The sequence below is a fragment of the Streptomyces sp. MA5143a genome (genome assembly GCF_900290235.1).
Taxonomy (GTDB): domain Bacteria; phylum Actinomycetota; class Actinomycetes; order Streptomycetales; family Streptomycetaceae; genus Streptomyces.
The window spans coordinates 1-25980 of record NZ_OLMK01000067.1 but is presented as its reverse complement, the minus strand read 5'-3'; the positions used below and the strand labels follow the sequence as shown (position 1 = coordinate 25980).

Sequence of the window (25980 nt, the reverse complement as noted above, 5' to 3'; positions counted from 1 at the left end):
CGCTCTGGCTGGATTGATCCGTAAAAGGTCTCCTGTCAGTGGTGCGTGCGAAGCTATTTTCAAGAGACGGATTCGACGTGTCCTCGGGGGAGGCACGCGCTGTCTCTGGGGATCGGGGGATCGCGATGGCGGGGGATACGCCGGAGCAGGGCCAGGGAAGGATCATCAACGGCCGCTATCGCCTGCTGCGCACACTGGGCGCGGGCGGCATGGGCCGGGTCTGGCTCGCGTACGACCAGGAGTTGGCCTGCGAGGTCTCCATGAAGGAGATCTCCCTGCCCGACGTCCCGGTGGACGCGAGCGAGCCCGCGCAGCGCATCGCCCGGGCCCGCAGCGAGGCCCGGCACGCCGCGCGTCTGCGCGGCCACCCCCATGTGGCGACGGTCCACGACGTCGTGCTGCACGAGGGCCTGCCGTGGATCGTCATGGAGTACGTGCCGGACGCCGTCGACCTCCAGGCCGTCGTCCGGCAGCGGGGGCCCCTCGCGCCCGAGCAGGTCGCCCGGATCGGGCTCGCCGTCCTCGACGCGCTCACCGCGGGGCACCGGATCGGCATCCTCCACCGCGATGTGAAACCGGCCAACATCCTGCTGGCCGCCGACGCCTCCGGCGACCCCTACGCGCGCGTGCTGCTCACCGACTACGGCATCGCGCTCCAGCCGGAGTCCCGCGAGCCCCGGCTCACCGCCACCGCCGGCATCCTCGGCACGCCCGGCTATCTGGCGCCCGAGCGGGCGCGCGGCGAGCCGCCGACGCCCGCCGCCGACCTGTTCTCCCTCGGCGCCACGCTGTACGCGGCCGTCGAGGGCCGCGGCCCCTTCGACCGGCACGGCGAGTACGCGACCCTCACCGCCCTGCTGGGCGAGGAGCCCGCACCGCCCGCCCGCGCCGGTGAACTGGCGCCCGTGCTGCACGGGTTGCTCATCAAGGACCCGGTGCGGCGGCTGTCGCCGGAGGCCGTGGCCCGCGGTCTGGAGCGGGTCACGCCCGCGGGCGGTCCGTCGTCGCCGGCCGGCTGGGGAACCACCCCGTCGTCGGCCCCGGAGACCTTCGGCCCCGCCCCCGCCGCCGGTGGACCGGGCGGACACGCGGCCGCCGGCGCACCACACGGCTACGCGGTCGGCGCCCCGCCCGGCCACGTGGCCGCCGCACAGGGCGGCAACACCCCGAACACACCCGGCGCTCCCCACACGCCGTACGCCCCCCACACGCCGGGCGCCCCGTACACGCCCCACACCCCCGGTGCCGCGCCGCACACGCCCGGCGCCCCGCCGACACCGAACACGCCGCACACCCCGGCGGGCGGCCCGAACACCCCGGCCGGACCGTCGCCGTACGACCCCTGGCAGCAGGCGCAGCCCCGCGGCCCGTACGACGGCCGTACCCCGTACGCGGGCGGCCGACCCACGCCCTACGGCAATGTGGCGGGCAGTCAGGGTCCCGCCCAGGGCGGCTACCCCGGCAACCCGGCCACGCCCTACACGCCCTACGGAAGCGCGGCGGGTGGTCAGGCCCCGTCGTACGGCGGCCCCGTGGGCCATCAGGCGCCGCCGTACGCGGCCAACCGGTCCACGCCCTACGGCGGCGGCCCCACCCCTGCGGGCCACGCGGGGTACCCGACGGTCACCGCCGTCGCCCCGCAGCCCGGCCCGCCCCGGCGCAAGCTGCCCCCGGCCGCGCTCGTCGCGCTCGTCGTGGCGGTGCTGCTGGTGGCGGGCGGCGGCACCTGGGCCGTGGTCAATGTGCTGAACGGCCCCCCGGACGACCCGCCCCGCACGGTGATCGCCAAGTACCCCTACGGCGAGAAGACCGCCCTCACCCAGCCCCTCCAAGTAGGGGACTGCGTCAAGGCGGTCTGGACGGGGGCGGCCTTCAAGTCGCCGCCCGACCTCGGCGTGGTCGACTGCAACAAGGACTGGCCGGACGGCCAGGTCGTGGCCATCGAGACGGCCTCCGACCACGACGACGCCCGGGACCACGGCCCGCAGCGCTGCGCCAACCAGGCCGACTCGATGGCCGAGGCCCTCCCCGACGCCGGCGTCTACGCGCTCGTGCCCACGAAGGAGGGCTTCACCGCGGCCAAGGGCGGTACGGCATGTCTCGTACTCGGCAAGCACGTCCCGATCGGCGGGGAGGTGGGCCGGCTCCGTGACACGGGCATGAAACTGTGGCCCACGCAGATGGCCGTCGGCGACTGCTGGGACTACACCACCAGGGACGACAAGGGGTACGACGCGCCGCTGACCGACTGTGCCCAAGCGCACACCGACCAGGTCGTCGGATCGGTGCAGGCCCCGGACAGCATGACCTTCCAGGGCGCCCTCGACGAGGGGGGAAAGCTCTGCACCAACAGGTTCGAGACGACTTGGGCGCCCGGCTCCGACCTGATCGTGTCGGGCTGGGTCTCCGACGAGGACGAGTGGAAGAAGGGCTTCAACAAGGTGGTGTGCACGGTGCGCAACGCCGACATCTCCAGGACGACCGGGAAGATACCCACGCCCGGCTCGGTCTGAGGCCCCGGACGCCTCGCGTTCACCTCGGGTTCGTGTGTCCGCTTCCCGTGCGTGCCAGCCTCCCCTCCCTGGGTGTCGAGGGGTGGGAGAGCGGGACATGGAGAGCGAATCGGCGATCTTCGCGGGAGTGGTGTTCGCCCTGTTCGGGGGCGGACTGCTGCTGTGGACCACCGTCCGGCTGCGGCAGGGACTGCCGGTCGCGCACGGGGTGCGCCCTGTGATGTCGGCAACGCTCGCCGGCGTCGCCGCGGTCGCCGCCCTCCTGCTCGGCGCGTGGTGCTTCGCGCAGATCTGAGGGTGCTCCGGACGCCGGAGCAGGAAGCGGGCAGGGTGACCACGGGGTGACCCTCCGCATCGGTCCGGAAGGGCCGGTGAACACGCCGGGCGGCAGGAATGGCGGTAGTCGGGTTACCGTTCGAGTGGCCGTTGCGGGCTTTTCCCGTTTGACACGGGGGCGGGATGTACCGTCACACTCCGCAGCGTCAGCATGACCCCATCCCCGGGCTCATGGCCGCGCCTCCTGCGAGGCACCGGCCTCCGGGGTGCCCGACCCCGGACACAAGGCGACCCCGGGGAGATCCCAGCGTCGACCGGAGAGAAGAGCGAAGTTGTCCCCGACCAGCGAGACCGCGAAGGGCGGCCGCCGACTCGTCATCGTCGAGTCGCCTGCCAAGGCGAAGACGATCAAGGGCTATCTCGGCCCCGGCTACATCGTCGAGGCGAGCGTCGGGCACATCCGCGACCTTCCCAACGGCGCCGCGGAGGTGCCGGAGAAGTACACCGGCGAGGTCCGTCGCCTCGGCGTGGACGTCGAACATGACTTCGCGCCCATCTATGTGGTCAACGCGGACAAGAAGGCGCAGGTCAAGAAGCTCAAGGACCTGCTGAAGGACTCCGACGAGCTCTACCTCGCCACCGATGAGGACCGGGAGGGCGAGGCCATCGCCTGGCACCTCCAGGAGGTCCTCAAGCCCAAGGTCCCGGTCAAGCGGATGGTCTTCCACGAGATCACCAAGGCCGCGATCCAGGCCGCCGTCGCCAACCCGCGCCAGCTCAACCAGAGGCTCGTCGACGCCCAGGAGACCCGCCGCATCCTCGACCGCCTCTACGGCTACGAGGTCTCGCCGGTCCTGTGGAAGAAGGTCATGCCCCGGCTGTCCGCGGGCCGTGTCCAGTCCGTGGCGACACGGCTCGTCGTGGAGCGGGAGCGCGAGCGGATCGCGTTCCGCTCGGCCGAGTACTGGGACCTGACCGGCACTTTCTCCACCGGCCGTGCCGGCGACCCGTCCGACCCGTCGTCCCTGGTCGCCCGCCTGCAGTCCGTCGACGGCCGCCGGGTCGCCCAGGGCCGCGACTTCGACTCGCTGGGGCAGCTCAAGGGCGCGAACGTCCTGCACCTCGACGAGGCGAACGCCCGCGCGCTGGCCGCCGCCCTGGAGAACACCCGCTTCTCCGTCCGCTCCGTCGAGTCCAAGCCGTACCGCCGCTCGCCGTACGCCCCGTTCCGTACGACGACGCTCCAGCAGGAGGCCTCGCGCAAGCTCGGCTTCGGGGCCAAGGCGACCATGCAGGTGGCGCAGAAGCTGTACGAGAACGGCTTCATCACCTACATGCGTACGGACTCCACGACGCTCAGCGACACCGCCGTGGCCGCCGCCCGCGCCCAGGTCACCCAGCTGTACGGCGCCGACTACCTGCCGGCGCAGCCCCGGACGTACGCCGGGAAGGTCAAGAACGCGCAGGAGGCGCACGAGGCGATCCGACCCTCGGGTGATCGTTTCCGTACGCCCGCGGAGACCGGTCTGACCGGCGACCAGTTCAAGCTGTACGAGCTGATCTGGAAGCGGACCGTCGCCTCCCAGATGAAGGACGCGACCGGCAACTCCGTCACCGTCAAGATCGGCGGCACCGCCTCCGACGGCCGGGACGCCGAGTTCAGCGCCTCCGGCAAGACGATCACCTTCCACGGCTTCCTCAAGGCCTACGTCGAGGGCGCCGACGACCCGAACGCCGAGCTGGACGACCGCGAGCGCCGACTGCCGCAGGTCACCGAGGGCGACGCGCTGGCCGCCGAGGAGATCACGGTCGACGGGCACGCCACCAAGCCGCCCGCCCGCTACACCGAGGCCAGCCTGGTCAAGGAGCTCGAGGAGCGCGAGATCGGCCGCCCGTCGACCTACGCGTCGATCATCGGCACGATCCTCGACCGCGGCTACGTCTTCAAGAAGGGCACGGCCCTCGTGCCGTCCTTCCTGTCCTTCGCCGTGGTCAACCTCCTGGAGAAGCACTTCGGTCGACTCGTCGACTACGACTTCACCGCGAAGATGGAGGACGACCTCGACCGCATCGCCCGTGGCGAGGCCCAGTCCGTGCCGTGGCTGAAGCGGTTCTACTTCGGCGAGAGCACCGGGGACATCGGCGCGGCCGCCGAGGCCGGCAACGGCGACGGCGACCACCTCGGCGGACTGAAGGAACTGGTCACCGACCTGGGCGCCATCGACGCGCGCGAGGTGTCCTCGTTCCCCGTCGGCAACGACATCGTGCTCCGTGTCGGACGCTACGGCCCCTACATCGAGCGCGGCGAGAAGGACAGCGAGGGGCACCAGCGGGCCGACATCCCCGAGGACCTGGCGCCCGACGAGCTGAACGTCGAACTGGCGGAGGAACTGCTGGCGAAGCCCAGCGGTGACTTCGAGCTGGGTGCCGACCCGGCCACCGGCCACCAGATCGTCGCCAAGGACGGCCGTTACGGGCCCTACGTCACGGAGATCCTCCCCGAGGGCACCCCGAAGACGGGCAAGAACGCGGTCAAGCCGCGGACGGCCTCCCTGTTCAAGACGATGTCCCTGGACACCGTCACGCTCGACGACGCCCTGAAGCTGATGTCGCTGCCGCGTGTCGTCGGCGCGGACGCGGAGGGCCAGGAGATCACCGCGCAGAACGGGCGGTACGGGCCGTACCTGAAGAAGGGCACGGACTCGCGCTCCCTCCAGTCCGAGGACCAGCTGTTCACGATCACGCTGGAAGAGGCGCTGGAGATCTACTCCCAGCCCAAGCAGCGGGGGCGGGCCGCCGCCAAGCCGCCGCTGAAGGAGCTGGGCGCGGACCCCGTCAGCGGCAAGCCGGTCGTGGTGAAGGACGGCCGCTTCGGGCCGTACGTCACCGACGGCGAGACCAACGCGACGCTGCGGTCCGGCGACAGCGTGGAGACGATCACGCCCGAGCGCGGGTTCGAGCTGCTCGCGGAGAAGCGGGCGAAGGGGCCGGCCAAGAAGACGGCGAAGAAGGCGCCCGCGAAGAAGGCGACCACGGCGAAGACGGCCGCCGCGAAGAAGGCGGCGCCGGCGAAGAAGACGGCCGCGAAGAAGACCGCCACCGCGAAGAAGGCGGCGCCGGCGAAGAAGGCCACGCCTGCGAAGACGGCGGCTGCGAAGAAGACCGCGGCGTCGTCCGAGGGCTGAGAGGCGTCGAGCGGCGTCGGGCGTCCGGTTGAAAGCCGTCGGGCGCCCGGCGGTTCGTGAGCGCCGAGCGCCCAAGGGCTCGGGAGTTCGGGCACGGTGCGCGGGTGCGGGAGCGTCGTGGCTGGTCGCGCAGTTCCCCGCGCCCCTTTGGCGGCGGTGGCGCCGAGCGGTGGCTGAAATCTTCACCTCGGCTTCGCTGAACCCGCGCTTTTTACACGAGTTGGTGGCGACGTGTGCGTGCGTTCGGGCGTCGGTCCGGGGTGTCGGTGGGTGCCGATAGGCTGAAAGCATGATGCGAGGCGAGCAGCCGACTGCCCTGACTCCGGCCCCCGACGACGCCCTGGCAGCCGACTCCAGGGAGCGTGCGGTACGGGCGCTCTTGCGCCGACCTCAGCTGAAACGGCTGTGGAGCGCACAGCTCGTGGGCGGCGTGGGCGATGTCCTCGCCCTGTTCGTCCTGGTCCTCCTGGTCTTCCAGACGGCGATCGCCGAGGAGGCGTTCGGGGGCGGGTACCGGGGCGTCGCCCTGACCGTCGCCGTCGTCTTCGGCACGCGGGTCCTCGCGACCCTGCTCTTCGGTGCCGTACTCCTCGGCCCCCTCACCTCGCTGACCTCGCAGGACGGCCCGCTCGACCGCCGCTGGACCATGGTCGGCGCGGACGGGCTGCGTGTCCTGCTGCTGATCGTCGCGCCCCTGTGGATCGACTGGACATCCGACAACGCGCTCGCGGTGCTCCTGGTGACCGTCTTCGTGACCGGTGTCGCCGAGCGGTTCTGGACGGTCTGCCGGGAGAGCGCGGCGCCCGCGCTGCTGCCCGCGCCGCCGCTGGAGGGCGCGACCGTACGCCCGCTGCCGGACCACATGGACGCACTGCGACGCCTGTCCCTGCGCACCGGATTCGTGGCGGTGCCCCTCGCGGCCGCCACCCTCGTCGTCGTGGCGCTGCTCAACAACCTGCTGGGCGCCGGCCTCGACTGGTTCGGCCAGCACCAGGCGGCGCTCGCCTCGTACGTCGCCGCCGGACTCTTCGCCGCCTCGCTGTCGGTGGTGACCTTCCTCGAACTGCCCAAGACGCGCACCCCCCGCGCGCGGTCCCCGCTGGAGGGGCTGCGCCGGCCCAGGACCGGCACGGGCGTCGACAAGGGCCGCACGGGCGCCATCCCGATCCTGGTGCCCGCGTGCGCGGCGGTCGCCGGCGCGGTCGCCGCCGCGGTCGCCGTCGCCGTGCTGCACGCCAAGGACCTGGGCGGCGGCCCCGTGCTCTACGGCCTGCTGGTCGTCGCGCTGACCGGCGGCGTGGGCCTCGGCATCCGCCGGGCGCCCTCCCTGCTGCCGGCGCTGTCCCGCCGTCGGCTCCTCGCCCTGGCCATCGCCTTCACCGGTGTCGCACTGCTCGCCGGCGGACTCGTGCCGGACGTCACCAGCGTCGTCCTGATCTTCGGGCTGGCGGGCGTCGCCGCGGGCATCGCCGCCAACACCGGGCACACGCTCCTCGACCAGGAGGCCGAGGAGTTCCGGCGGGCCCGGACCACCGAGCACCTCCACGCGGTCGTCCGCGTCTTCGTCGCGCTCGCCGCCGTCGTCGCCCCGCTGGTCGCCGCCGCCATCGGCCCGCACCGGCTGGAGAACGGCAAGTTCGTGTTCGCGCACGGCGGCGCCGCGTTCACCCTGATGCTGGTCGGGGCGCTGCTGCTGCCGGTCGCCGCGCTCGTCCTCGCCAAGGTCGACGACCGGTCCGGAGTGCCGCTGCGGCACGACCTGCGGGACGCGCTGCTCGGCGGCGACGACCCCGACCAGGCACCGGCCGGGACCGGGTTCTTCATCGCCCTGGAGGGCGGCGACGGCGCCGGCAAGTCCACCCAGGTCGAGGCGCTCGCCGAGTGGATCCGCGCCAAGGGGCACGAGGTCGTCGTGACCCGCGAGCCCGGCGCCACCCCCGTGGGCAAGCGGCTGCGGTCGATCCTCCTCGACGTGTCCAGCGCCGGACTGTCCCACCGCGCCGAGGCCCTGCTGTACGCGGCGGACCGCGCGGAACACGTGGACACCGTGGTGCGGCCCGCGCTGGAGCGGGGCGCCGTCGTCATCTCCGACCGGTACATCGACTCCTCCGTCGCGTACCAGGGAGCCGGCCGGGACCTCTCGCCGACCGAGATCGCCCGGATCTCGCGGTGGGCCACGAACGGACTCGTACCGCATCTGACGGTGCTTCTGGACGTCTCGCCCGAAGCGGCCAGGGAGCGGTTCACCGAGGCGCCGGACCGGCTGGAGTCCGAGCCGGCCGAGTTCCACGAGCGCGTACGGGCCGGATTCCTTACGCTCGCCGCCGCCGACGCCGGACGGTACCTGGTCGTCGACGGCGGGCAGGACGCGGAAGCCGTCACCACCGTCATCCGGCACCGCCTCGACGTGATGCTCCCGCTGTCCGAGGCCGAGGTGAAGGCGCAGGAGGAGGCGCGGCGCAAGGCCGAGGAGGAGGCCCGCAAGAAGGCCGAGGAAGAGGCCGCCCGCAAGGCCGAGGAAGAGCGGCTCGAGCGGGAGCGCCAGGAGGAGCTCGCCCGGCTGCGCGCCGAGGAGGAGGAGCGCAAGCGGCGCGAGCTGGAGGAGGCGCAGCGGCGCGAGGCCGAACGGCAGGCCGAGGAGGCCCGGCGACGGGCAGAGGAAGCGCAGCGCCGCGCCGAGGAGGAGCAGGCACGGCTCCTCGCGGAGGAGAAGGCCCGCGCCGAGGAGGAGGAACGCCGCCGGGTCGAGGAGGAGCGGCGACGTCGGCAGGCCGCTGAGGAGCAGCGACTGCGCGCGGAGGCGGAGGCGCTCCGCCTGGAGAAGCAGCGCAAGGCCGAGGAAGCGCTGTTGCGCGCCGAGGAGGCGCGACGGATCGCCGCGGAGCGGGCCGCCGCCGCGGAGGCCGAGCGGGTCGCGGAGGCCGCGCGGGCGGCAGCGGCTGCCGCGGAGGCGGAGCGGGTCGCTGCGGCGGAGCGTGCCGCGGCGGTTGCCCGGGCGGCTGAGACGGCGGCTGCGGCTGCGGCTGCGGCTGCGGCGCCTCGGGATGCCGGGCTTTCCCTGGGGGCTGACGGCGAGGGGGAGCGTGGCGGTCGGGCCGCGGGGGGCGAACGGGGCGACGGGACCGAGCTGCGTGACGGGGCCGAGGGGCGTGACGGGGCTGGGCGTGACGGGGCTGGGCGGGGCGGTTCGGGTGACGTCACCGTGCCCACGCCTGTGGTGACGCCCACGAACGCGTCCGGGGGGCCGTGGGACGAGACGGCGGTGCTGCCGCCGGTTCGGCCCGGGGGAGCGACGGATTCCGAGACCACGGCGAAGTTGCCTCGGCCGCCTGAGCCGTCGGAGGAAGGGGCCGGGTCAGGGGCCGCGTCGTCGGGTTCCGCGTTCGGGGCGGGGGCGGGGGCGCGGGCTGAGGACGAGACCGCGGTGCTGCCGCCGGTGCCTCCGGGGGCGGCTGACGAGACCGCTGTGCTGCCGCCGGTGCGTGAGGATCGGGTGCCGCCGGGGTTCTTCCGGGACGAGCGGCCCGCGCCGGATGGGGCCGGGGAGCGGACGCGGGAGCTGCCGCAGGTCGACGAGGAGGGGACTCCTCGGCGTCGGCAGAGGTCCGACTGGGCCGAGGAGACGCCGCTCGACGATCTGCCGACGCTGGCGGACGAGCTGTTGGGGCCGCACGACTCGGACGATCCGGACGAGGGGCGGGGTCGTGGCTGGGGGCGGCGGCGGGGCTGAGCCTGTCCGGTGACCCGGCTGCGTCCCCTTGTATCGGCTGGAGCCTGGCGTCGGGGCGCTTGTGGTGCGTCAGGGGCGCTTGTGGTGCGTTGGGGGCGCGTGCGGTTCGCTGGGGGGGGGCGGGGCCGTGCCGGTGTGTCAGCCCGTCGCTTGGTGCCCTACTGCTCGGGGGTTCGAGGGGAGCTGTTCTCTGGGCTTCTCTATGCGACGGGCTTGACACACCGGCACGGCCCCTCCCGTGCGTGGGCGGGCGCGCGGGGGTTCGGGGCACGCGTCCGCGGGCGTCGCCTCTGGGCGCGCGGGGTGCGGCGAAGGGGTGCGTGCCCGCGGCCGTTCCCTCTGGTGCGCGACGGAAGGGTGTGCGGCCGCGGTCGGCCCTCTCCGTTGGTTCGGGGTGTCAGTGGGGTCGCGCAGAATGGGGTCGACGGGGTTCGGGTTCGGTGCTGGGGACGGAGGGCGGTGGGGGCATGACCGTGTGGGACGACCTGGTGGGGCAGGAGCGGCTGAGTGGGCAGCTGGACGCGGCCGCCCGGGACGCGGATGCCATCGTCACGGCGGCGGAGACCGGGGGGCCGCCTCCCGAGGCCTCGAAGATGACGCACGCCTGGCTGTTCACAGGGCCCCCGGGAGCGGGCCGGAACACGGCGGCGCGGGCGTTCGCGGCGGCGTTGCAGTGCGTGAGCCCGGACCGGGCGCTCGGGGGGAGCCCGGGGTGCGGGTTCTGCGACGGGTGCCATACGGCGCTGGTGGGGACGCACGCCGATGTGACGACCGTCGCGGCCGTGGGCACGCAGATCCTCGCCGAGGACATGCGGGACACGGTCCGCAAGTCGTTCACGTCGCCCGCGAACGGGCGGTGGCAGGTCATCCTCGTCGAGGACGCCGAGCGGTTGAACGAGAAGTCGGCGAACGCGGTGCTCAAGGCCGTGGAGGAGCCGGCCCCCCGGACGGTCTGGCTGCTGTGCGCCCCCTCGCTGGAGGACGTGCTGCCGACCATTCGCTCGCGATGCCGGCACGTCGGGTTGCTCACCCCGTCGGTGGACGCCGTGGCGGACATGCTCGTACGGCGTGAGGGCATCGAGCCGGAGGCGGCCGCGGTCGCCGCCCGGGCCACCCAGGGGCACATCGAACGGGCGCGGCGACTGGCGACCGATCCTCGGGCGCGGGAGCGGAGAGCCGCCGTACTGAAGCTGCCGTTGCGGATCGAGGACATCGGAGGATGCTTCAAGGCCGCGCAGGAGCTGGTGGACGCGGCCTCCGAGGAGTCCAAGCAGCTGGCGGAAGAGGTCGACACCAAGGAGACCGAGGAGCTGAAGGCGGCGCTCGGGGCCGTGCAGGGCGGGCGGATGCCGCGCGGCACGGCGGGCGTGATGAAGGACCTGGAGGACAAGCAGAAGCGGCGCCGCACCCGGGCCCAGCGGGACAGCCTGGATCTGGCGCTGACCGAGCTCACCGGCTTCTACCGGGACGTGCTGGCCCTGCAACTGGGGTCGCGGGTCGCCCTCGCCAACATCGAGGTCCAGGACGTGCTGGAGCGGATGGCCCGCAACGGGACGCCGGAGGCGACGCTGCGGCGGATCGACGCGATCGCGGCCTGCCGGGAGGCGCTGGACCGCAACGTCGCCCCGCTGCTGGCGGTCGAGGCCATGACCATGGCTCTGCGGTCCAGCTGACGGGGTGAGGCACGCGCTCGGTGGCGCGGGTGAGTGGGGGCGGACGCGTTCGGGTCAGCGGTGGCGGGGCGTTCGGGTGAGTGCGAGTTCGGCGTTCGGGTGAGTGCGGGCGGGCGTCCGGGTGACCGTGTCACTCGTACGGGGAGCATTCGTCGCCATTCGTGGTCATTCGGGTGCCTTTGGTTACGCTCGCGAGATGCGAACCAGGCGTACTTCCCGGCCGAATCGGTCCTCGCGTATCGGTGGCGCGTTGCTCGCCGCCGCCGCGCTGCTCGTGTCGGCCTGTTCCTCCGGCAGCGCGAGCCGGGCGGCCACGGCGGACGACGGGGCGCCCGCGCTCGGCCCCCTGCCCCGCGCGACGCCCACCGCGCTCGCGCCGTACTACGTGCAGAAGCTGCGCTGGCGCGACTGCGAGGTGCCCGGCTTCCAGTGCGCCACGCTGAAGGCGCCCCTGGACTACGCGAACCCGGGCGAGGGCGACGTCAAGCTGGCGGTCTCGCGCAAGAAGGCCACCGGCCCGGGGGAACGGCTCGGTTCGCTGCTGGTCAACCCGGGCGGCCCGGGCGGCTCCGCCATCGGCTACCTCCAGGGCTACGCGGGCATCGCCTACCCGGCGCAGATCCGCGCGCGGTACGACATGGTCGCCGTCGACCCGCGGGGCGTGGCGGGCAGCGAGGGGGTAGAGTGCCTCACCGGCCGCGAGATGGACGCGTACACGCAGACGGACCCCACCCCGGACGACGGGGCGGAGAAGAAGGCGCTGGTAGCCGGGTACAAGCGGTTCGCGGAAGGGTGCGCCGCGCGGGCGCCGAAGCTGCTGCGCCATGTGTCCACGGTCGAGGCGGCCCGTGACATGGACGTCCTGCGGGCGGTGCTCGGGGACAGGAAGCTGACGTACGTCGGCGCCTCGTACGGGACGTTCCTCGGCGCGACCTACGCGGGGCTGTTCCCGGAGCGGGCCGGTCGGCTGGTGCTGGACGGGGCGCTGGACCCGTCGCTGAGCGCGGCCCGGCTGAACCGGGAACAGACGGCGGGCTTCGAGACGGCGTTCCAGGCGTTCGCGGAGGACTGCGCACACAAGGAGAACTGTCCGCTGGGGCGCACGTCGGCGCAGGTCGGCCACAACCTGGGTGCCTTCTTCGAGCGCCTGGACGCGCGGCCCCTGCCGACCGGTGAGGCGGGCGGACGGAAGTTGGGCGAATCCCTGGCGACGACCGGGGTGATCGCGGCGATGTACGACGAGGGGGCGTGGCCGCGGCTCCGGCAGGCCCTCACACAGGCCGTCCGGGACCGGAACGGCGCCGGACTGCTGGCACTCTCCGACGGCTACTTCGAGCGGCAGGCCGACGGCAACTACTCCAACCTGATGTACGCCAACGCGGCCGTGAACTGTCTCGATCTCCCCGCCGCCTTCGCCACGCCGGAGGAGGTGGAGCGGGCGCTGCCCGCGTTCGAGAAGGCGTCCCCGGTGTTCGGCCGGGCCCTCGCCTGGGCCTCGCTGGCCTGTGCGTACTGGGCGGTGAAGCCGACGGGGGGACCGCACCGGATCGAGGCGAAGGGCGCCGCACCGATCGTGGTGGTCGGCACCACCCGCGACCCCGCCACGCCGTACCGCTGGGCCCAGGCCCTGGCCTCCCAGCTCTCTTCGGCCCGCCTCCTCACGTACGACGGCGACGGGCACACGGCGTACGGGCGGGGCAGCGACTGCATCGACTCGGCGATCAACACGTATCTGCTGCGCGGCACGCCTCCCACGGAGGGAAAGCGCTGCTCACCGTCCTGACGGGGGCCTCGGCCCGCGGAGGGAGGGCGAGGCGTGCGGCCCCGCCCCAGGCACCGCGCCGCGGGGCCGCGGGGGTGCTCCGGACCCTGGTTCGGAGCACCTCAGAAACTGTGTAGACTTACCGACGTTGCTGATCGCACCATAGTGCGGACGGCGCGCCGCCTTAGCTCAGATGGCCAGAGCAACGCACTCGTAATGCGTAGGTCTCGGGTTCGAATCCCGAAGGCGGCTCCACTTGAAACCCCAGGTCAGGATTCTGATCTGGGGTTTTTGCTGTGTGGGTGCTGCCGGAGCCCCGGGTCAGGTGTGTTGTTGGTGTTGTTCTGGTAGGTGGCTTTCCGGGTGGGCCCAGACGACGACGTTGTCCGGGTGGGGGATCGCTCCCGTGGTGAGTTCGTGGTGGAAGAAGTCGATGATCTCTCGGTCGGAGTGGCGCAGGCTGAAGTGCGTCAGGACGAAGACGGTGTCCGGGTGGGACTCGATCACCGGGCGGAGTTCGCTCCAGACGGTGTGGCCGACCTGCCGGGCCCGGGGGAGCTGGGCGTCGTCCAGGTAGGTGCACTCGGTGATGATGACCGGGTAGTCGAACAGCCACGGGTTGCGGGTGAAGACGCTCGGGTGTGTGTCTCCGAGGAAGGCGAAGAGGGGGCGGGTCACTTCCTCGTAGATCGCTGCGTCGCCGTCGTCCTTTCGTTTCTGTGCGATGAGCCGGCCGAATTCCCTTCCCTGGCCGGCCGCCAGCATCGACGTCTTCAGGTCTTCGTACTCCGGCTTCAGGATCTTTTTCTTCTCCGCGAAGCAGTAGCCCACACAGGGCACCTTGTGCAGGCACTCGACTACCCGGACCGTGTGGTTCCTGCGATCGCCCCACGCGAACTCGTCACCCGACCGCACACCGTGCAGGCGGTACTCCGGGGCGCGGGACGGATCGAACGTCGGCCCGTGGTTCAGTTCGGTCGCGGCGCGCAGGTAGGCCTCCGCGTACGGTTCCGCTTCGGCCGGTAGGTAGATGTCCACGCCCCCGTCCCTGGCGGCCAGGTAGTCGAGGTCCTTGGAATGGTCGAGGTGGGTGTGCGTCAGGAACACCGACTCCACCTGACGGCCTTCCGCCAGGCCCGCGTCGAGGCTGCAGCGGAGTTCGGGGATGTGGAAGAACGTCTTGTCGTTCGCCCGTGAGTATCCGGTGAGGGTCAGTTCGGTGCCGGGTATCTTCCACGTCTTCCACTGGCGGAACGGGTGCCCCTTCCCGAGTCGTCGCGGGTGAGGGATGGGTGAGGTGGGTCGGTCGTTCATTCTGGCCTCAGGTGAGAGCGGAGCGGTGGAGTGGGCGGATGATCCTACGGAACGTCAGGCGTACTGGCGACAGGCGTTTTTGGGGGTCGGGAGATGAGGTGGTCCGTGGACAGGGACGTACTTGCCGCGCTGGCTCGTGTCGTTGGGGACGGCTTCGCCGCCGGGGCTTCGCCCGGCCTTCACGGGCAGGGGGAAGCGGGGGCGGCTTCCGGTCTGGTCGATGCTCTGCTCGATCTGGTTCGCCAGGACGCAGACGGGCGCCGCGACTGGTCTCTTGCCCCCTCTCTGCTGCGGGAACATCTGGCCGGCCTCGCGGACTCCGCCGGGCGGCTGGAAGAACTGACCCTCGACGCCCGGTTCCTGGTCTTCGCCGATCCGGATCGGCTTGCCCGCGTACTCCACCGGGTCGACCGGTCCCGTTCACCCCTGCTGCGCGCCTACTGGAGGGCCCTTGACCGGCTGCGCGCGGCGGCGGCGCCGGGCGACCGGGCCGCCGTACTCCAGGCGATGGTTCAGTGCGAGGAACCTGAGGCGCTCGTCCCAGTCGAGGGGGAGGACGCGCTCGGTCTTGCTGAGGCGGCGGGTTGGGTGCCCGTCTGGGGTGGTGAGGACGGGCGTTCCGCCTTTCACCGGCGGCTGGCCGGGCACAGTGAGGATCCCGCGCAGGCGCAAGTGCAGGTGCATGCGCTGACGTTCGGGGTGGTGAGGGAGCGGTCCGTTCTTGCCAGTGGCGGGCGTGACGGGGGTGTGCGGCTCTGGGATCCGCGCTCCGGTGCGTTGCTGTCCACGCTCACCGCGCACAGCGGTGCGGTGCCCACCGTGCTGGAGTTCGGGGTCGTCGGTGGGCGTTCGGTCCTGGTGAGTGGTGCTGCGGACGGCGCCGTGCGGGTCTGGGATCCCGGTACGGGGGAGTTGGTGTCCTCCCTCTCCGTTCCTGCCGGATACGCGCGGGCTGCCGCCTTCGTGACGCTCGACGACGGGCGGGACGTGCTCGCCCTCGCCTCCGGGTGCGACGCCGACGATGCCGGTGACGCCGGTCACTTGGGCCGCGTGGATCTGTGGGAGCCGCTCACCGGTCATCATCTTGCTCGGTTGTTCGAGTCGGATGAGCTGGTCCTCGGGCTTGTCGCCACGGCTGTCGGCGGACGTGCCGCCGTGGCCGGCGTGTGCGGCGACGGGGTGCTGGTGTGGGGCGTCGGGAACGGGCAGGTCGCCGTCGGGTCCGTCGAGCCCCTCGCTCAGTGGTCCGGTGCGTACGACGGTTTCCGGCTTCCGCCGTTCGTCGCGCCCCTCGCCAGGGGCGTCTGGCACGGGCGCGAGGTGCTCGTCCTGGTGGTCGAGGAGGGCGGCGTCGGGTGGGACTCCCGTGAGTGGCAGCAGACCGTCCTCCTGTGGGATCCGGCGCGAGGGCCCGCCGGGCGGGTGGTCGCGCGGTTCCCGCTGAGCGAGTCGGAGTCGGTCCTCGCCGTGGGGAGCCTGGCGAACCGGGGGAGCCGGGGCAGCGGGGGGAGTGGGTGGAGTGGGTGGAGCGGGGGGAGCGGGGGGAGTGGAGAGAACCGAGGGGGCCGGGGGAACGGGGGCGAGGGGGCGCAGGTCGTGCTCGCCACTGTTGTCCGTCGGGGCCGTGGTGCCGGAGGCGAAGGCGAAGGCGTCCAGGTTCGGGTCAGGGTGCTGGGGGGTGGAGGGGGCGGCGTGCTGCCTGTGCATACCGGGGCCTTTCTGACCGGTGCCTTCGGCGCGGTCGACGGTGGGACTCTGCTCGCCACCGCCAACACCGGGTACCTCGACCGTACGGAGCAGGACGATCACGGCATCGTGCTGTCGGACGTTCCCGCCCCGTTCCGGGGGTCGGGGGAACCCGTCGCCGGTGGGCTGGCGCTCGGCGTGGACGGGTGGCCGAGGCCCGTTCTGGCCGTCGGGGGCGATTGCCAGGTCGCGCTCATGGATCCCGTGACCGGGCGGGCGGCCGGTCGTACAGCCATTCCTCGCTGTGACGACTATCAGCACGGGGAGAGCCGTGGTGTGGCTGTCGCCTCGGGAGTGGTGGACGGTGTGCCGCTGGTCGCCGTCGCCGGGATCGGCCACGGTGTGTCCCTGTGCGATCCGGAGACCGGGGCGGTCGTGCGGGAACTCCGCAGGTCTCCGCACAGTTGGTCGCGGTTCGTGGCTCTCGGGGACACCGGGCGGCGGGTGCTCCTGCCCGGTCGGCGTGCCGCCGACGCCAGACGCGTGTTCCTCCTCGCCGAGGCCGACACCAGTGGGCCGGTGACCGTGTGGGACGCCGGGACCGGTGAGGTCCTCGGCAGCGTGGACGCCCCTGGGCGGCTGAGCGCCCTGGCGTTCGGGACGGTGGGTGGGCGGAACGTTCTCGCTACCGGTCACCGGGGGTGGGTGCAGTTGTGGGATCCGGTGCGGGGGAAGCGACTCGAACGCTTTGAGGGGGGTGACGCCGGTCTGGCCCTCGGCTCCGTCGCCGGGCGGGACGTCTTCGCCACGGGACTGGGACGCGAGGTCCGGATCGGTGACGTCGGCGACGGGCGGCCCGTGGCGGTCGTCGAGAACCCGGGGGCCACGGTGACCTGCCTCGACCTGGCCACCGTCCGGGGCCGTCCGCTGCTGGTCACCGGGGACAGCGCCGGCACCGTACGGATGTGGGACGCGGTCACGGGGCGGTACCTCACCACCCTCGCCACGTTCGCCCGCCTCGTCCACGAGGTCGCCGTCGGGGTGATCGACGACGAGGCGTACGTCTTCGCCCAGTCCCGGGCGGGGCGCGTGATCGCCTGTCGGCTTCACGGCGGCGATCTGTCGGTGCCGTGGCCGGCTCGCGACGAGGACTCCCGGCGGCTCGGGCAGGGACCCGCGGGTCCCGCCGGTCAGGGCGCGGCAGCCGTGGAGCCCGGTGTGATCAGGCCCGACTCGTAGGCGACGACCACGGCCTGGGCGCGGTCGCGGAGGTTCAGTTTGGCGAGGATGCGGGCCACGTGGGTTTTCACGGTGGCCTCGCTCAGGTGGAAGTGCGTGGCGAGTTCGGCGTTGCTGAGGCCCGTGGCCAGGGCACGGAGGATCTGGCGTTCCCGGGGGGTGAGAGGCGTCAGGTCGCGGTGGAGGGCCGGGGTGTCCGGGGTGGGGGACAGGAAGCGTTCGATGAGGCGGCGCGTGATCGTCGGGGCCAGGAGCGCGTCGCCGGTGCGGGCCAGGCGGACGGCGGCCACCAGGTGTTCCGGTGTGACGTCCTTGAGGAGGAAGCCGCTGGCACCCGCCGCGAGGGCGGCGTACACGTAACGGTCCAGGTCGAACGTGGTCAGCATGACGACGCGGGGCGGCGTCGGGAGATCGGCCGCGAGGATCTCGCGGGTCGCCTCCAGACCGTCCTTGCCGGGCATGCGGATGTCCATCAGGACCAGGTCCGGGTGGGTGCGGTGGACCGCGTCCACCGCCTCGTCGCCGTCGGCCGCCTGCGCCACCACGTCCATGCCGTCCGCCGTCAGGATCATGCTGAAGCCGGTGCGGACCAGGGCTTGGTCGTCCGCGATCACCACGCGGGGCGGCGGGGAGCTCGGGGTCGGCGGCAAGCCGGGTGGAGGCGGGGTCATGGCTTCTTCTCCGTGCCGTTCAGGGGGATCACCGCTTCTACGCGGTAGCCGCCCGTGGGGCGTGGGCCCGAGCTGAGGGTGCCCCCGTAGACCGTGAGGCGTTCACGGAGGCCCAGCAGGCCCCGGCCGGTGCCCTCCGCGGCCTCGGGGGCAAGGGTGCCGCCCGTGTCCGTCACCTCCACCCGGACCGCGGTGGGGGTCTGCTCGACGGTGACCGCGACGCGGGCGCCCGCCGCGTGCTTCACCGCGTTGGTCAGGGCCTCCTGCACCACCCGGTACGCGGCGAGGTCCGCGCCGGGCGGCAGGGGGGACGCGGGTGCCGGACGTGACGGTGCCGGGGTGAGGGTGAGGTCCACGGGGACGCCGGTCCCGCGTACGCGGTCCACGAGGGCGGGCACGTCGGCCAGGCCAGGTTGCGGGGAGAGGGCGGGCTCCGTGGGCGTCGACGCGGGGGACGATCCGTCCGGTGCTTCCGTCGTCATCGTCAACAGGTGCATGACGTGCCGTAGTTCGGACATCGCTGTGCGGCCGCTCGCCTCCACGGCGAGCAGCGCTTCTCGGGCGCGGTCCGGCGCGGCGTCCATCACCTTGCGGGCCGCACCCGCCTGGATCACCATCACGCTCACATTGTGGGTGACGACGTCGTGCAACTCGGCGGCGATACGGGAACGTTCACGGTCGACGGCCAGCCGCGTCGCGGTCTCCTGCTCGTCCCTCAGGGCGTGTACGCGCTGCTTCCAGGTGTGGATCGCGTTGGCGCCCAGGCCCACACCGAGCAGGGCGACGAACGGGATCACGCTGGGAGTGAGGTACGGGAAGTTCTCCTCGGGATACGCCGCGATCAGGGCGGCGCCCGCCACGAGGCTCGCGATCGCGCCCGAGCGGTGCGGGCTGTGGACGGCCGCGCTGTACGCGGCGATCACGCAGGACAGGAACGTGTACACGGTTGTGTCGCCGGCCCCCAGGCGCTGGTTGAACAGCAGCGCCGTACCGGTCACCGCCCAGAACGCCGCCAGAGGCCAGCGGCGTCGCACGGCCAGGGGCAGTGCGGTGAGGGCGGCGAGGACCACGTGCCAGGCGTGGACGGGGACGAGGTTCGACTCCGGGGGTGCCCCGGGAAGGGGCGGTACGACCGGCGGCGCCGGTACGGCTCCCGGGAGCGGTGTCTCCAGCGGGGCGGGCGGCAGCAGGAGCGCGCCCGTCCCCTGGCGCAGCGCCGTCACCACCGTGCACACGGCGAGGAGGAGCGCCAGCGTCGCGTCGGCCGTCCACATCCAGCGGGAGGGGCGGGGGAGCGGGACCGGCGTGAGGACGGGGGAGAGGAAAGCCGGCGGGGTGAGGCGCGAGAGGTGGCGCGAGAGGCGGCGCGAGAGGCTGCGCAAGGGGGACGGCAGCCGGGCCGCACGGAGTCCTGACCGCCGCGGCGCGTGAGGGTTCCGTTCGCCGTCCGGGTTCGGTTCGCCGTTCGGGTTTGGTCCGTCGCCCGGGTTCGGTTCGCCGTGCGGGTTCGGTCCGTTGTCCGGGTTCTGCTCGGTGTCGGCCGGCTTCGTCCGCCGCCTTCGGTTCGTCAGTCCCGTGCGCATCGCATCGCCCGTGTCGTCGTCGCCCCGCCGCCCATGCGCACAGTCTGGCAAGCGGGTCCGGGCGTCACATCGTTCTCCGTGCGGACGGGGCCTGCATCCTCCGCGTACATCTCAGGGATGACGCCCCCCACGGCTCCGTCGCAGGCGGCAGGCGAGGTCATCGCCGTGGGGGACGACCGGGCGCCCCGCGCTTCCTAGCGTCGTGGGCGTCATCAACCACCTTCCTGGGGAGGCCCCGTGGCATCGACCACGACCGCGCGTACGGCCATGAACGGGGCCGAAGCCGCGCCCGTCATCGACATCCGTGGGGTGAGCCGGGTGTACGGCGGCGAAGGGCCGCCCGCGCTCTCCGATGTCACCTTGAGCGTGCGGGCCGGTGAGGCCGTGAGCGTCATCGGACCCTCGGGGAGCGGCAAGTCGACCCTTCTCCATCTGATCGCCGGGCTGGACCGGCCCGGTTCGGGAAGCGTCACCGTCGACGGGGTCCGGGTCGACGCGCTGAGCGAGGCGGGTTCCGCGCGTTACCGGAGGGCCAAGGTCGGCATGGTCTTCCAGTTCTTCAACCTGCTGGACGACCTGACCGTCGGCGACAACGTGCTGCTGCCCGCCCAGTTGGCGGGGATGCCCGGCGGCGAGGCACGGCGACGGGCCGCGAGCCTGCTGGAGTATCTGCGGATCGACCGGCACACCCACGCGTATCCCGGACGGCTCTCCGGTGGTGAGCGGCAACGCGTCGCCGTCGCACGGGCCCTGATGAACCGTCCGGCGCTGCTGCTCGCCGACGAGCCCACCGGCGCGCTGGACACGGCGTCCGGCGACGACGTGCGGCGACTGCTCACCGACCTCCACGCCGACGGGCAGACGATCGTGCTCGTCACCCATGACCTGGGTCTCGCCCGTTCCTGCGCACAGCGGACGATCGAACTGGTGGACGGCCGGATCGTCCGTGATGAGGCCGCCGACGGAGCGGGTGGCAGCGCCGGTGCCGGTGCCGGTGCCGGTCGCGCTGGGGACGACTGGGGCGGTGGACCGCAGGGTGGTCCCGATCGGCGTCCGGGCGGGGGCGTGGCGGGGGTGGGACGGTGAGCGCGCTCGGGAGGGTGGTGCGCGCCGGAGTGGGGCGGCGGCGGGTGCAGACCGTGGTGATGGTGCTGACGACGCTGATGGCCGTCACCGCCTCGGTCCTCGCGGCCGGGCTGCTGGTCGCCGCACGGGCCCCCTTCGAACGGGCATTCGCCGAGCAACGTGGGGCGCATCTGGTCGGGCGGTTCGACGGTGCGCGGGCCTCGGCCGCCGAGGTGAGGGCCACCGCCGAAGCCGAGGGGGTTGCGGCCTCCGCGGGGCCCTTCCTGAGTCTCTCCGTACGGCCGCGTACCGCCTCGCGGTCGGCGTTCGTGCCCGCCGGGGTCGATCTTCCGCCGTTGACCCTCGTCGGCCGGGCCGACGCCGCGGGGCCGGTCGACCGGATCGAGCTCGTCGAGGGCGCGTGGCCCTCGCGGGCGGGTCAGATCGCGGTGGACGAGGGCGAGGTGCCCGTACGGCCGGGTGCGCGCCTCACGTTCCCGGACGCGCCGGGCAGTCCGACGCTGACGGTCGTGGGCGTCGCGCGATCCGTCACGGGCACCGCGGACGCGTGGGTCACCCCGGACCAGGCGAAGGCGCTGGCGGGGGCCACCGATGCGGCCGGGGCTGCACCCCGGTCCTCGTCCTCGTCCCCGTCCTCGTCCTCCTACTCGTACGAGATGTACTACCGCTTCCGCGACGCCCGTACCGCCGCCGATGTGGCCGCCGGGCGGGCCGCGGTCGCCGGTGCCGTGCCGGAGGGGGTGATGACCGGGGCGCGGTCGTATCTCACCGTGCAGCAGGAGCAGACGGCGAACGCGATGGCGTTCGTGCCGTTCCTGGTGGCCTTCGGCGGGCTCGGGCTGTTCCTCTCGGTGCTCGTCATCGGGATCGTGGTCGGCGGGGCGGTGGGGGCCGCGACCCGTCGGATCGGGGTGCTCAAGGCACTCGGGTTCACTCCGGGACAGGTCGTACGGGCCTACGTGGCGCAGGCGTTCGTGCCGGCGGCCGTCGGATGCGTCCTGGGGGTGGGGCTGGGCAACGCGCTGGCCGTGCCGGTGCTCGCGGAGGCGGGCGACGTGGTCGGGGCTCCCACGACGACGGTCCCGCTGTGGATCGACGTGGTGGTGCCGGTGGGTGCGCTCGTCCTGGTCGCGGGTGCCGCGCTCGTCCCCGCGCTGCGGGCGGGACGGCTGCGAACGGTCGAGGCGATCACCGTGGGGCGTACGGCCGGCGAGACCGGGCGGGGAGCCGGACGGCTCGGGCGGTTCGCGTCGCGGCTCGCCCCGCGGGTGCCGTTGCCGAGGGCGGTCGGGCTGGGGCTGGCGTACCCCTTCGCGCGGCCAGGGCGGTCGCTGGTCGTCGCGGCCGCGGTCGGTTTCGGGGCGGTGTCCGTCACCTTCGCGGTGGGGCTGGCGCTGACGCTGGGTGCGGTGCAGGAGGGGCGCCTGCTGAACTCGGCCGCCGACGTGGTCGTCGAGGCCGGCGGTGGGCAGGGGCCGCCCGGCGCGGACGTCGTCCGGGCCGGAGGCGAGGAGCAAGGAGAACGGGCCGATCCGCGGGCCGTGGCGGACGCGCTGAGGGCACAGGAGGGCACCGCCCGGTTCTACGGCACCGCCCAGGCCCAGGTGGCGGCGTCCGGGGTCACCGGGGCGACGACCGTCGTGGCGTACGAGGGCGACTCGGCGTGGGGCGCCCCGCAGATCGTCTCGGGGCGCTGGCTCGACGGAGCGGGCGAGGCGGTCGTCACCGAGCGGTTCCTCGACGCGGCCGGGATCGCGGTCGGGGACACGGTCACGCTCACGGACGAAGGGCGGCGGACAACCGTACGGATCGTCGGGGCGGCGTTCTTCACCGAGGGCGGAAGCATGGCGCTGCTCACCTCGACCACCACGCTCGCCGACCTCGGGCTCGGCGCCGACGCCTGGCCCGGACAGTTCCACGTACGGACGGAACCCGGCACCGATCCGGCGCGGTACCTCGACTCGTTGAACGGCGCGCTGAAGGCCGCCGGTGTGGGCGCCGTCGCCCGGACCGGCACCCCCGGCACCTCCGGCGTGATCGTGGCCATGGACGCGCTGATCGGGATGCTCACGCTGATGCTGGTCGTGGTCGCGGGGCTCGGCGTGCTCAACACCGTCGTCCTCGACACCCGCGACCGGGTCCGTGACCTCGGTGTCCTCAAGGCGCTCGGGATGACGCCCCGACAGACCGTCGCGATGGTCGTCACCTCGGTCGCGGGGGTCGGGCTGCTCGCCGGAGTCGTGGCGGTGCCGGTCGGTGTCGCCCTGCACCGTGCCGTCACCCCCCTCATGGGCGACGCGATCGGCATGTCTGTACCGGCCGCCGACATCGCCGTCTACGACCCACCGGTCCTGGTGCTCCTCGCGCTGGGCGGGCTGGTCCTCGCGGTGGCGGGCGCGCTGCTCCCGGCCGGCTGGGCGGCACGGGCGGGGACGGCGACGGCGCTGCGGACGGAGTGAGGGGTGCCCTGGCGGCGGACCGTGGCGAACGGCGACGGCGCGAACCGGCCGCGGTCCGGGCTCCGGACTGCCGCCGGGCGGGCGCTCCCTGCCTCCGCCGTCCACGGCGAGAGCCGCGCACGGCGCGAGCCGCGCACGCGGCGGCACGTCCTGGTGGCGGAGGGCCTCCGGGCCCCCACCCCTCAGGGGGACTTGCCGCGGCGGTGGCTCGGCATGGAGGGGGCTCGCCGAGGGGCTGCGCCGGGGTTCGTCTCGGGGGCGTGGAGAGGTAAGGGGAACTGGGGTGCGGTCAGAGGGGCGCTGACCCCGGAGGGCGGGTCCGCCGGGGCCGCGCGCCGGGGTCCCGGGCGGTGGCGCGCAGTGGCGGGGCAGCGGGGGCGGTCCCGGGGCGGATTCGGGGCGACAGCGGATTCGGGGCGGGTTGCCCGTGTGGCGTGGCGCGCCGCCCGCATCGATCCGGTGGAGGCGCTCCGCCGCTGACCGCGCCGCCCGCATCGATCCGGTGGAGGCGCTCCGCCGCTGACCGCCGGGCCTCCCAACCGGCGTGCGTGCCGCAGCCGTTGACCCGGATCACGAGCGCCAGCACAATGAGCGGCGCGTGCTTTGAGAGCGCTCTCAAACGTCAGGTGCCGCCTGATGTCCCGTACCCCGAGGGAGAACCATGACCGGCAGACCAGGTCCGACACCCAGCCGTCGCGCGCTGCTCGGCTTCGGCGTGGCGGCGCTCACCGCGACCGGCCTCTCCGGCACGGCCCACGCGGCGCCCGGGGCCCCCGCCAGGCAGGAGCCCGGCACCACCAAGGCCCCCGGCGCGTCGGCCCGGCGGCGTGCGCAGTCCTTCCTCGCCGCCGCCATGGACGCCTACCCGGACCACGGCACCGTCCGGCTGACGCAGAGCTACACCGACCAGGCGAACCTGTTCAGCACGGCGTTCACGTACGACAACGCCCTCGCGATCCTCGCCCACCTGGCGGTGCGCACGCGGGACGGCGAGACCCGGGCCGTCGCCCTCGGGGACGCGCTGATCTACGCCCAGGCGCACGACCCGGCCTACGACGACGGTCGGTTGCGGCAGGCGTACAACGTCGGGCCGTACGTCTTCTTCGACGGCGTCCCGCAGCCGCACGGCTTCGTACGGCCGGACGGCACCGCGAACGTCGGCACGCAGTTCGGCTTCACCGGCACGGCCGTCGGGGACATGGCGTGGGCCGGTATCGCGCTGAGCGCGCTGGCCCGGCGGACACGGGCCCGCCGGTTCCTCGCGGCGGCGGTGCGGATCGGGGAGTGGATCGAGCGCACCGGCCGTACGGACGAGTCCCTCGGCGGCTACAAGTTCGGTGTGAACGGGGCGAACGAGAAGCTGCCGTTCACGTCGACCGAGCACAACACGGACCTGGTCTGCCTGTTCGGGCGGCTCGCCCGGCTCACCGGTGACCGGGTGTGGTGGGAACGCGCGGCGCGGGCGGAGGCGTTCGTGCGGCGGATGTGGGAGCCGACGGGCGGCTTCTTCTACACGGGCACCAACGACGGGGTCACCGTCAACAAGTCCCCGATCCCCGAGGACACCCAGACCTGGACCCACCTCGCGCTCGACTCGCGCCGCTTCGCGCGGTCCCTGGACTGGGCGGCCGGTGAACTGGCCGTGCTGGACCACTCCGGGCGCCGCAACAGCACGGTGCCCGCCGGGCAGTCGTTCGAGGGGGTCACGTTCAGCTCGGCGAGCCTCGTCGCCGACGAGGACAAGCCGATCGCCGAGTTCCAGCCGAAGCCGGACCGCAACGGCGTGTGGTTCGAGGGGACCGCCCATCTGGCGCTCGCGTTCCGTGACCGGGGGGCGCGCGGCGACGAGTACCGGGCCCGGCGCCTGCTCGACTCCCTCGAACGCGCCCAGGACCACCTGGGCACCGCCCAGACCGTCGGCGGCCGTACCCTCCCGGAACGCTCCGGCATCGTCTCCGCGAGCAGCCCCCTCGACACGGGTTTCGGCTTCGGCTACTACCCGTACCGGCACACCGGTGCGACGGCCTGGTACCTGATGGCGACGGTACGGGCGAACCCGCTACGCGCGTGAACGGGCCCCGGAGCGGGTGACGTTGCGGCAGCGGCCCCTAGGCAGGCCCGAGGGATGGGGGCGGGGGGTGGGAGGGAGGCTGACACGAGGCGCGCCGCGTTCTCACGGAGTCCGCTTATTGGTTTGCCGCCGGTCGGCGCGGTCGGATAGGAAACTCGCATGCTGAAGGGGACCAAGGTCGGGCTCAGGGCCCGGTACGAGGACGACATCCCGGTCCTGCGGACCGAGCTCTACGACGACGTGGCCAACGCCGCGCGTGCCGAGGCCGGGCCGTGGCGGCCGATCACACCCGACTCGAAGGACCCCCGGCTGTTCGTGGACGGCAAGAACGACGGACTCGTCCAGTTCTCCGTGGTGGAACTGGAGAGTGACACCCTGGTCGGCACCGCGACGCTCTGGGGCATCGACAACCACAACCGGTGCGCCCACATCGGGCTCGGGCTGCTGCCGTCCTGCCGCGGCAAGGGCTACGGAACCGACGTCGTCGCCGTGCTGTGCCACTACGGGTTCGTCGTGCGCGGCCTGCACCGGCTCCAGATCGAGACGCTGTCCGACAACACCGCGATGCTCCGCTCCGCCGAGCGCAACGGCTTCGCCCGCGAGGGCGTCCTGCGTTCCTCGGCCTGGGTGATGGGCGAGTTCGTCGACGAGGTGCTCCTCGGCCTCCTCGCCGAGGACTGGAAGCGGGACGACGCCAAGAACTAGGGCGTGTTGCGAAAGTCCCGTCTGCCC

Annotated in this window: 16 protein-coding genes and 1 tRNA gene; 12 read left to right on the top strand and 5 right to left on the bottom strand. The window is 73.1% G+C overall.

Going from position 1 to position 25980, the window contains the following annotated elements; translation table 11 throughout:
* The first annotated feature begins 125 nt into the window (after positions 1–125).
* From SMA5143A_RS26730 to SMA5143A_RS26700, 7 genes are all read left to right on the top strand, one after another.
* The gene (locus tag SMA5143A_RS26730) at positions 126–2513 is read left to right on the top strand and encodes a serine/threonine-protein kinase (protein ID WP_107465393.1); all 2388 of its coding nucleotides are present in this window, start codon (positions 126–128) and stop codon (positions 2511–2513) included.
* Between the two features lie 97 nt (positions 2514–2610).
* Positions 2611–2808: a hypothetical protein gene (locus tag SMA5143A_RS26725; RefSeq protein ID WP_107465392.1), complete on the top strand. Its 198-nt coding sequence runs from the start codon at positions 2611–2613 to the stop codon at positions 2806–2808.
* 313 nt (positions 2809–3121) lie between these two features.
* Positions 3122–5974 (top strand): type I DNA topoisomerase, encoded by a 2853-nt coding sequence (topA, locus tag SMA5143A_RS26720; RefSeq protein ID WP_107465391.1) that lies wholly within the window; start codon positions 3122–3124, stop codon positions 5972–5974.
* A gap of 289 nt (positions 5975–6263) precedes the next feature.
* The gene (gene tmk, locus SMA5143A_RS26715; RefSeq protein WP_107465390.1) at positions 6264–9704 is read left to right on the top strand and encodes a dTMP kinase; all 3441 of its coding nucleotides are present in this window, start codon (positions 6264–6266) and stop codon (positions 9702–9704) included.
* 467 nt (positions 9705–10171) lie between these two features.
* Positions 10172–11377: a DNA polymerase III subunit delta' gene (locus SMA5143A_RS26710; protein WP_107465389.1), complete on the top strand. Its 1206-nt coding sequence runs from the start codon at positions 10172–10174 to the stop codon at positions 11375–11377.
* Positions 11378–11573: 196 nt separating this feature from the next.
* Positions 11574–13160 carry an alpha/beta hydrolase gene (locus tag SMA5143A_RS26705; protein WP_107465388.1) on the top strand — a complete coding sequence of 529 codons (1587 nt, stop codon included), beginning with the start codon at positions 11574–11576 and terminating at the stop codon, positions 13158–13160.
* Positions 13161–13317: 157 nt separating this feature from the next.
* Positions 13318–13394, top strand: a tRNA-Thr gene (locus SMA5143A_RS26700).
* 66 nt (positions 13395–13460) lie between these two features.
* Here the strand turns inward: SMA5143A_RS26700 and SMA5143A_RS26695 are convergent.
* From SMA5143A_RS26695 to SMA5143A_RS43135, 3 genes are read right to left on the bottom strand one after another with little or no spacing between them, the layout of a single operon-like run.
* Positions 13461–14453, bottom strand: coding sequence for an MBL fold metallo-hydrolase (locus SMA5143A_RS26695; RefSeq protein ID WP_107465387.1), 993 nt, complete (start codon positions 14451–14453; stop codon positions 13461–13463).
* Positions 14454–14507: 54 nt separating this feature from the next.
* Positions 14508–14855 carry a hypothetical protein gene (locus tag SMA5143A_RS43140; RefSeq protein ID WP_181362026.1) on the bottom strand — a complete coding sequence of 116 codons (348 nt, stop codon included), beginning with the start codon at positions 14853–14855 and terminating at the stop codon, positions 14508–14510.
* Between the two features lie 18 nt (positions 14856–14873).
* Entirely contained in the window at positions 14874–15137 is a 264-nt protein-coding gene (locus tag SMA5143A_RS43135; RefSeq protein WP_181362025.1) for a hypothetical protein, read from the bottom strand.
* On the opposite strand from SMA5143A_RS43135, the gene SMA5143A_RS26685 reads away from it, so the two are divergent.
* Complete coding sequence (locus tag SMA5143A_RS26685) at positions 15132–17378, top strand: WD40 repeat domain-containing protein (RefSeq protein WP_181362024.1); 2247 nt, start codon at positions 15132–15134, stop codon at positions 17376–17378. The two genes, SMA5143A_RS43135 and SMA5143A_RS26685, sit on opposite strands and share 6 nt — an antisense overlap.
* On the opposite strand, the gene SMA5143A_RS26680 is transcribed toward SMA5143A_RS26685, so the two are convergent.
* Both SMA5143A_RS26680 and SMA5143A_RS26675 read right to left on the bottom strand, forming a co-directional pair.
* A complete protein-coding gene (locus SMA5143A_RS26680; protein WP_107465384.1) occupies positions 17330–18049 on the bottom strand; it encodes a response regulator in 720 nt (239 codons plus the stop codon). The two genes, SMA5143A_RS26685 and SMA5143A_RS26680, sit on opposite strands and share 49 nt — an antisense overlap.
* Positions 18046–19431, bottom strand: coding sequence for a sensor histidine kinase (locus SMA5143A_RS26675; RefSeq protein ID WP_258193766.1), 1386 nt, complete (start codon positions 19429–19431; stop codon positions 18046–18048). Before SMA5143A_RS26675 ends, SMA5143A_RS26680 begins: the two co-directional genes overlap by 4 nt.
* A gap of 468 nt (positions 19432–19899) precedes the next feature.
* Between SMA5143A_RS26675 and SMA5143A_RS26670 the strand changes: the two genes are divergently transcribed.
* The 4 genes from SMA5143A_RS26670 to SMA5143A_RS26655 all read left to right on the top strand — a co-directional run bounded on the left by SMA5143A_RS26670 (position 19900) and on the right by SMA5143A_RS26655 (position 25953).
* Positions 19900–20718, top strand: coding sequence for an ABC transporter ATP-binding protein (locus tag SMA5143A_RS26670; RefSeq protein ID WP_107465383.1), 819 nt, complete (start codon positions 19900–19902; stop codon positions 20716–20718).
* The gene (locus SMA5143A_RS26665) at positions 20715–23177 is read left to right on the top strand and encodes an FtsX-like permease family protein (RefSeq protein ID WP_107465382.1); all 2463 of its coding nucleotides are present in this window, start codon (positions 20715–20717) and stop codon (positions 23175–23177) included. Before SMA5143A_RS26670 ends, SMA5143A_RS26665 begins: the two co-directional genes overlap by 4 nt.
* Before the next feature lie 661 nt (positions 23178–23838).
* Positions 23839–25248, top strand: a complete 1410-nt coding sequence (locus SMA5143A_RS26660) for a Tat pathway signal sequence domain protein (protein WP_107465381.1) — start codon at positions 23839–23841, stop codon at positions 25246–25248.
* A gap of 159 nt (positions 25249–25407) precedes the next feature.
* On the top strand, positions 25408–25953 hold the full coding sequence (locus tag SMA5143A_RS26655) for a GNAT family N-acetyltransferase (RefSeq protein ID WP_107465380.1): 546 nt from the start codon (positions 25408–25410) through the stop codon (positions 25951–25953).
* The last annotated feature ends 27 nt before the right edge of the window (positions 25954–25980 follow it).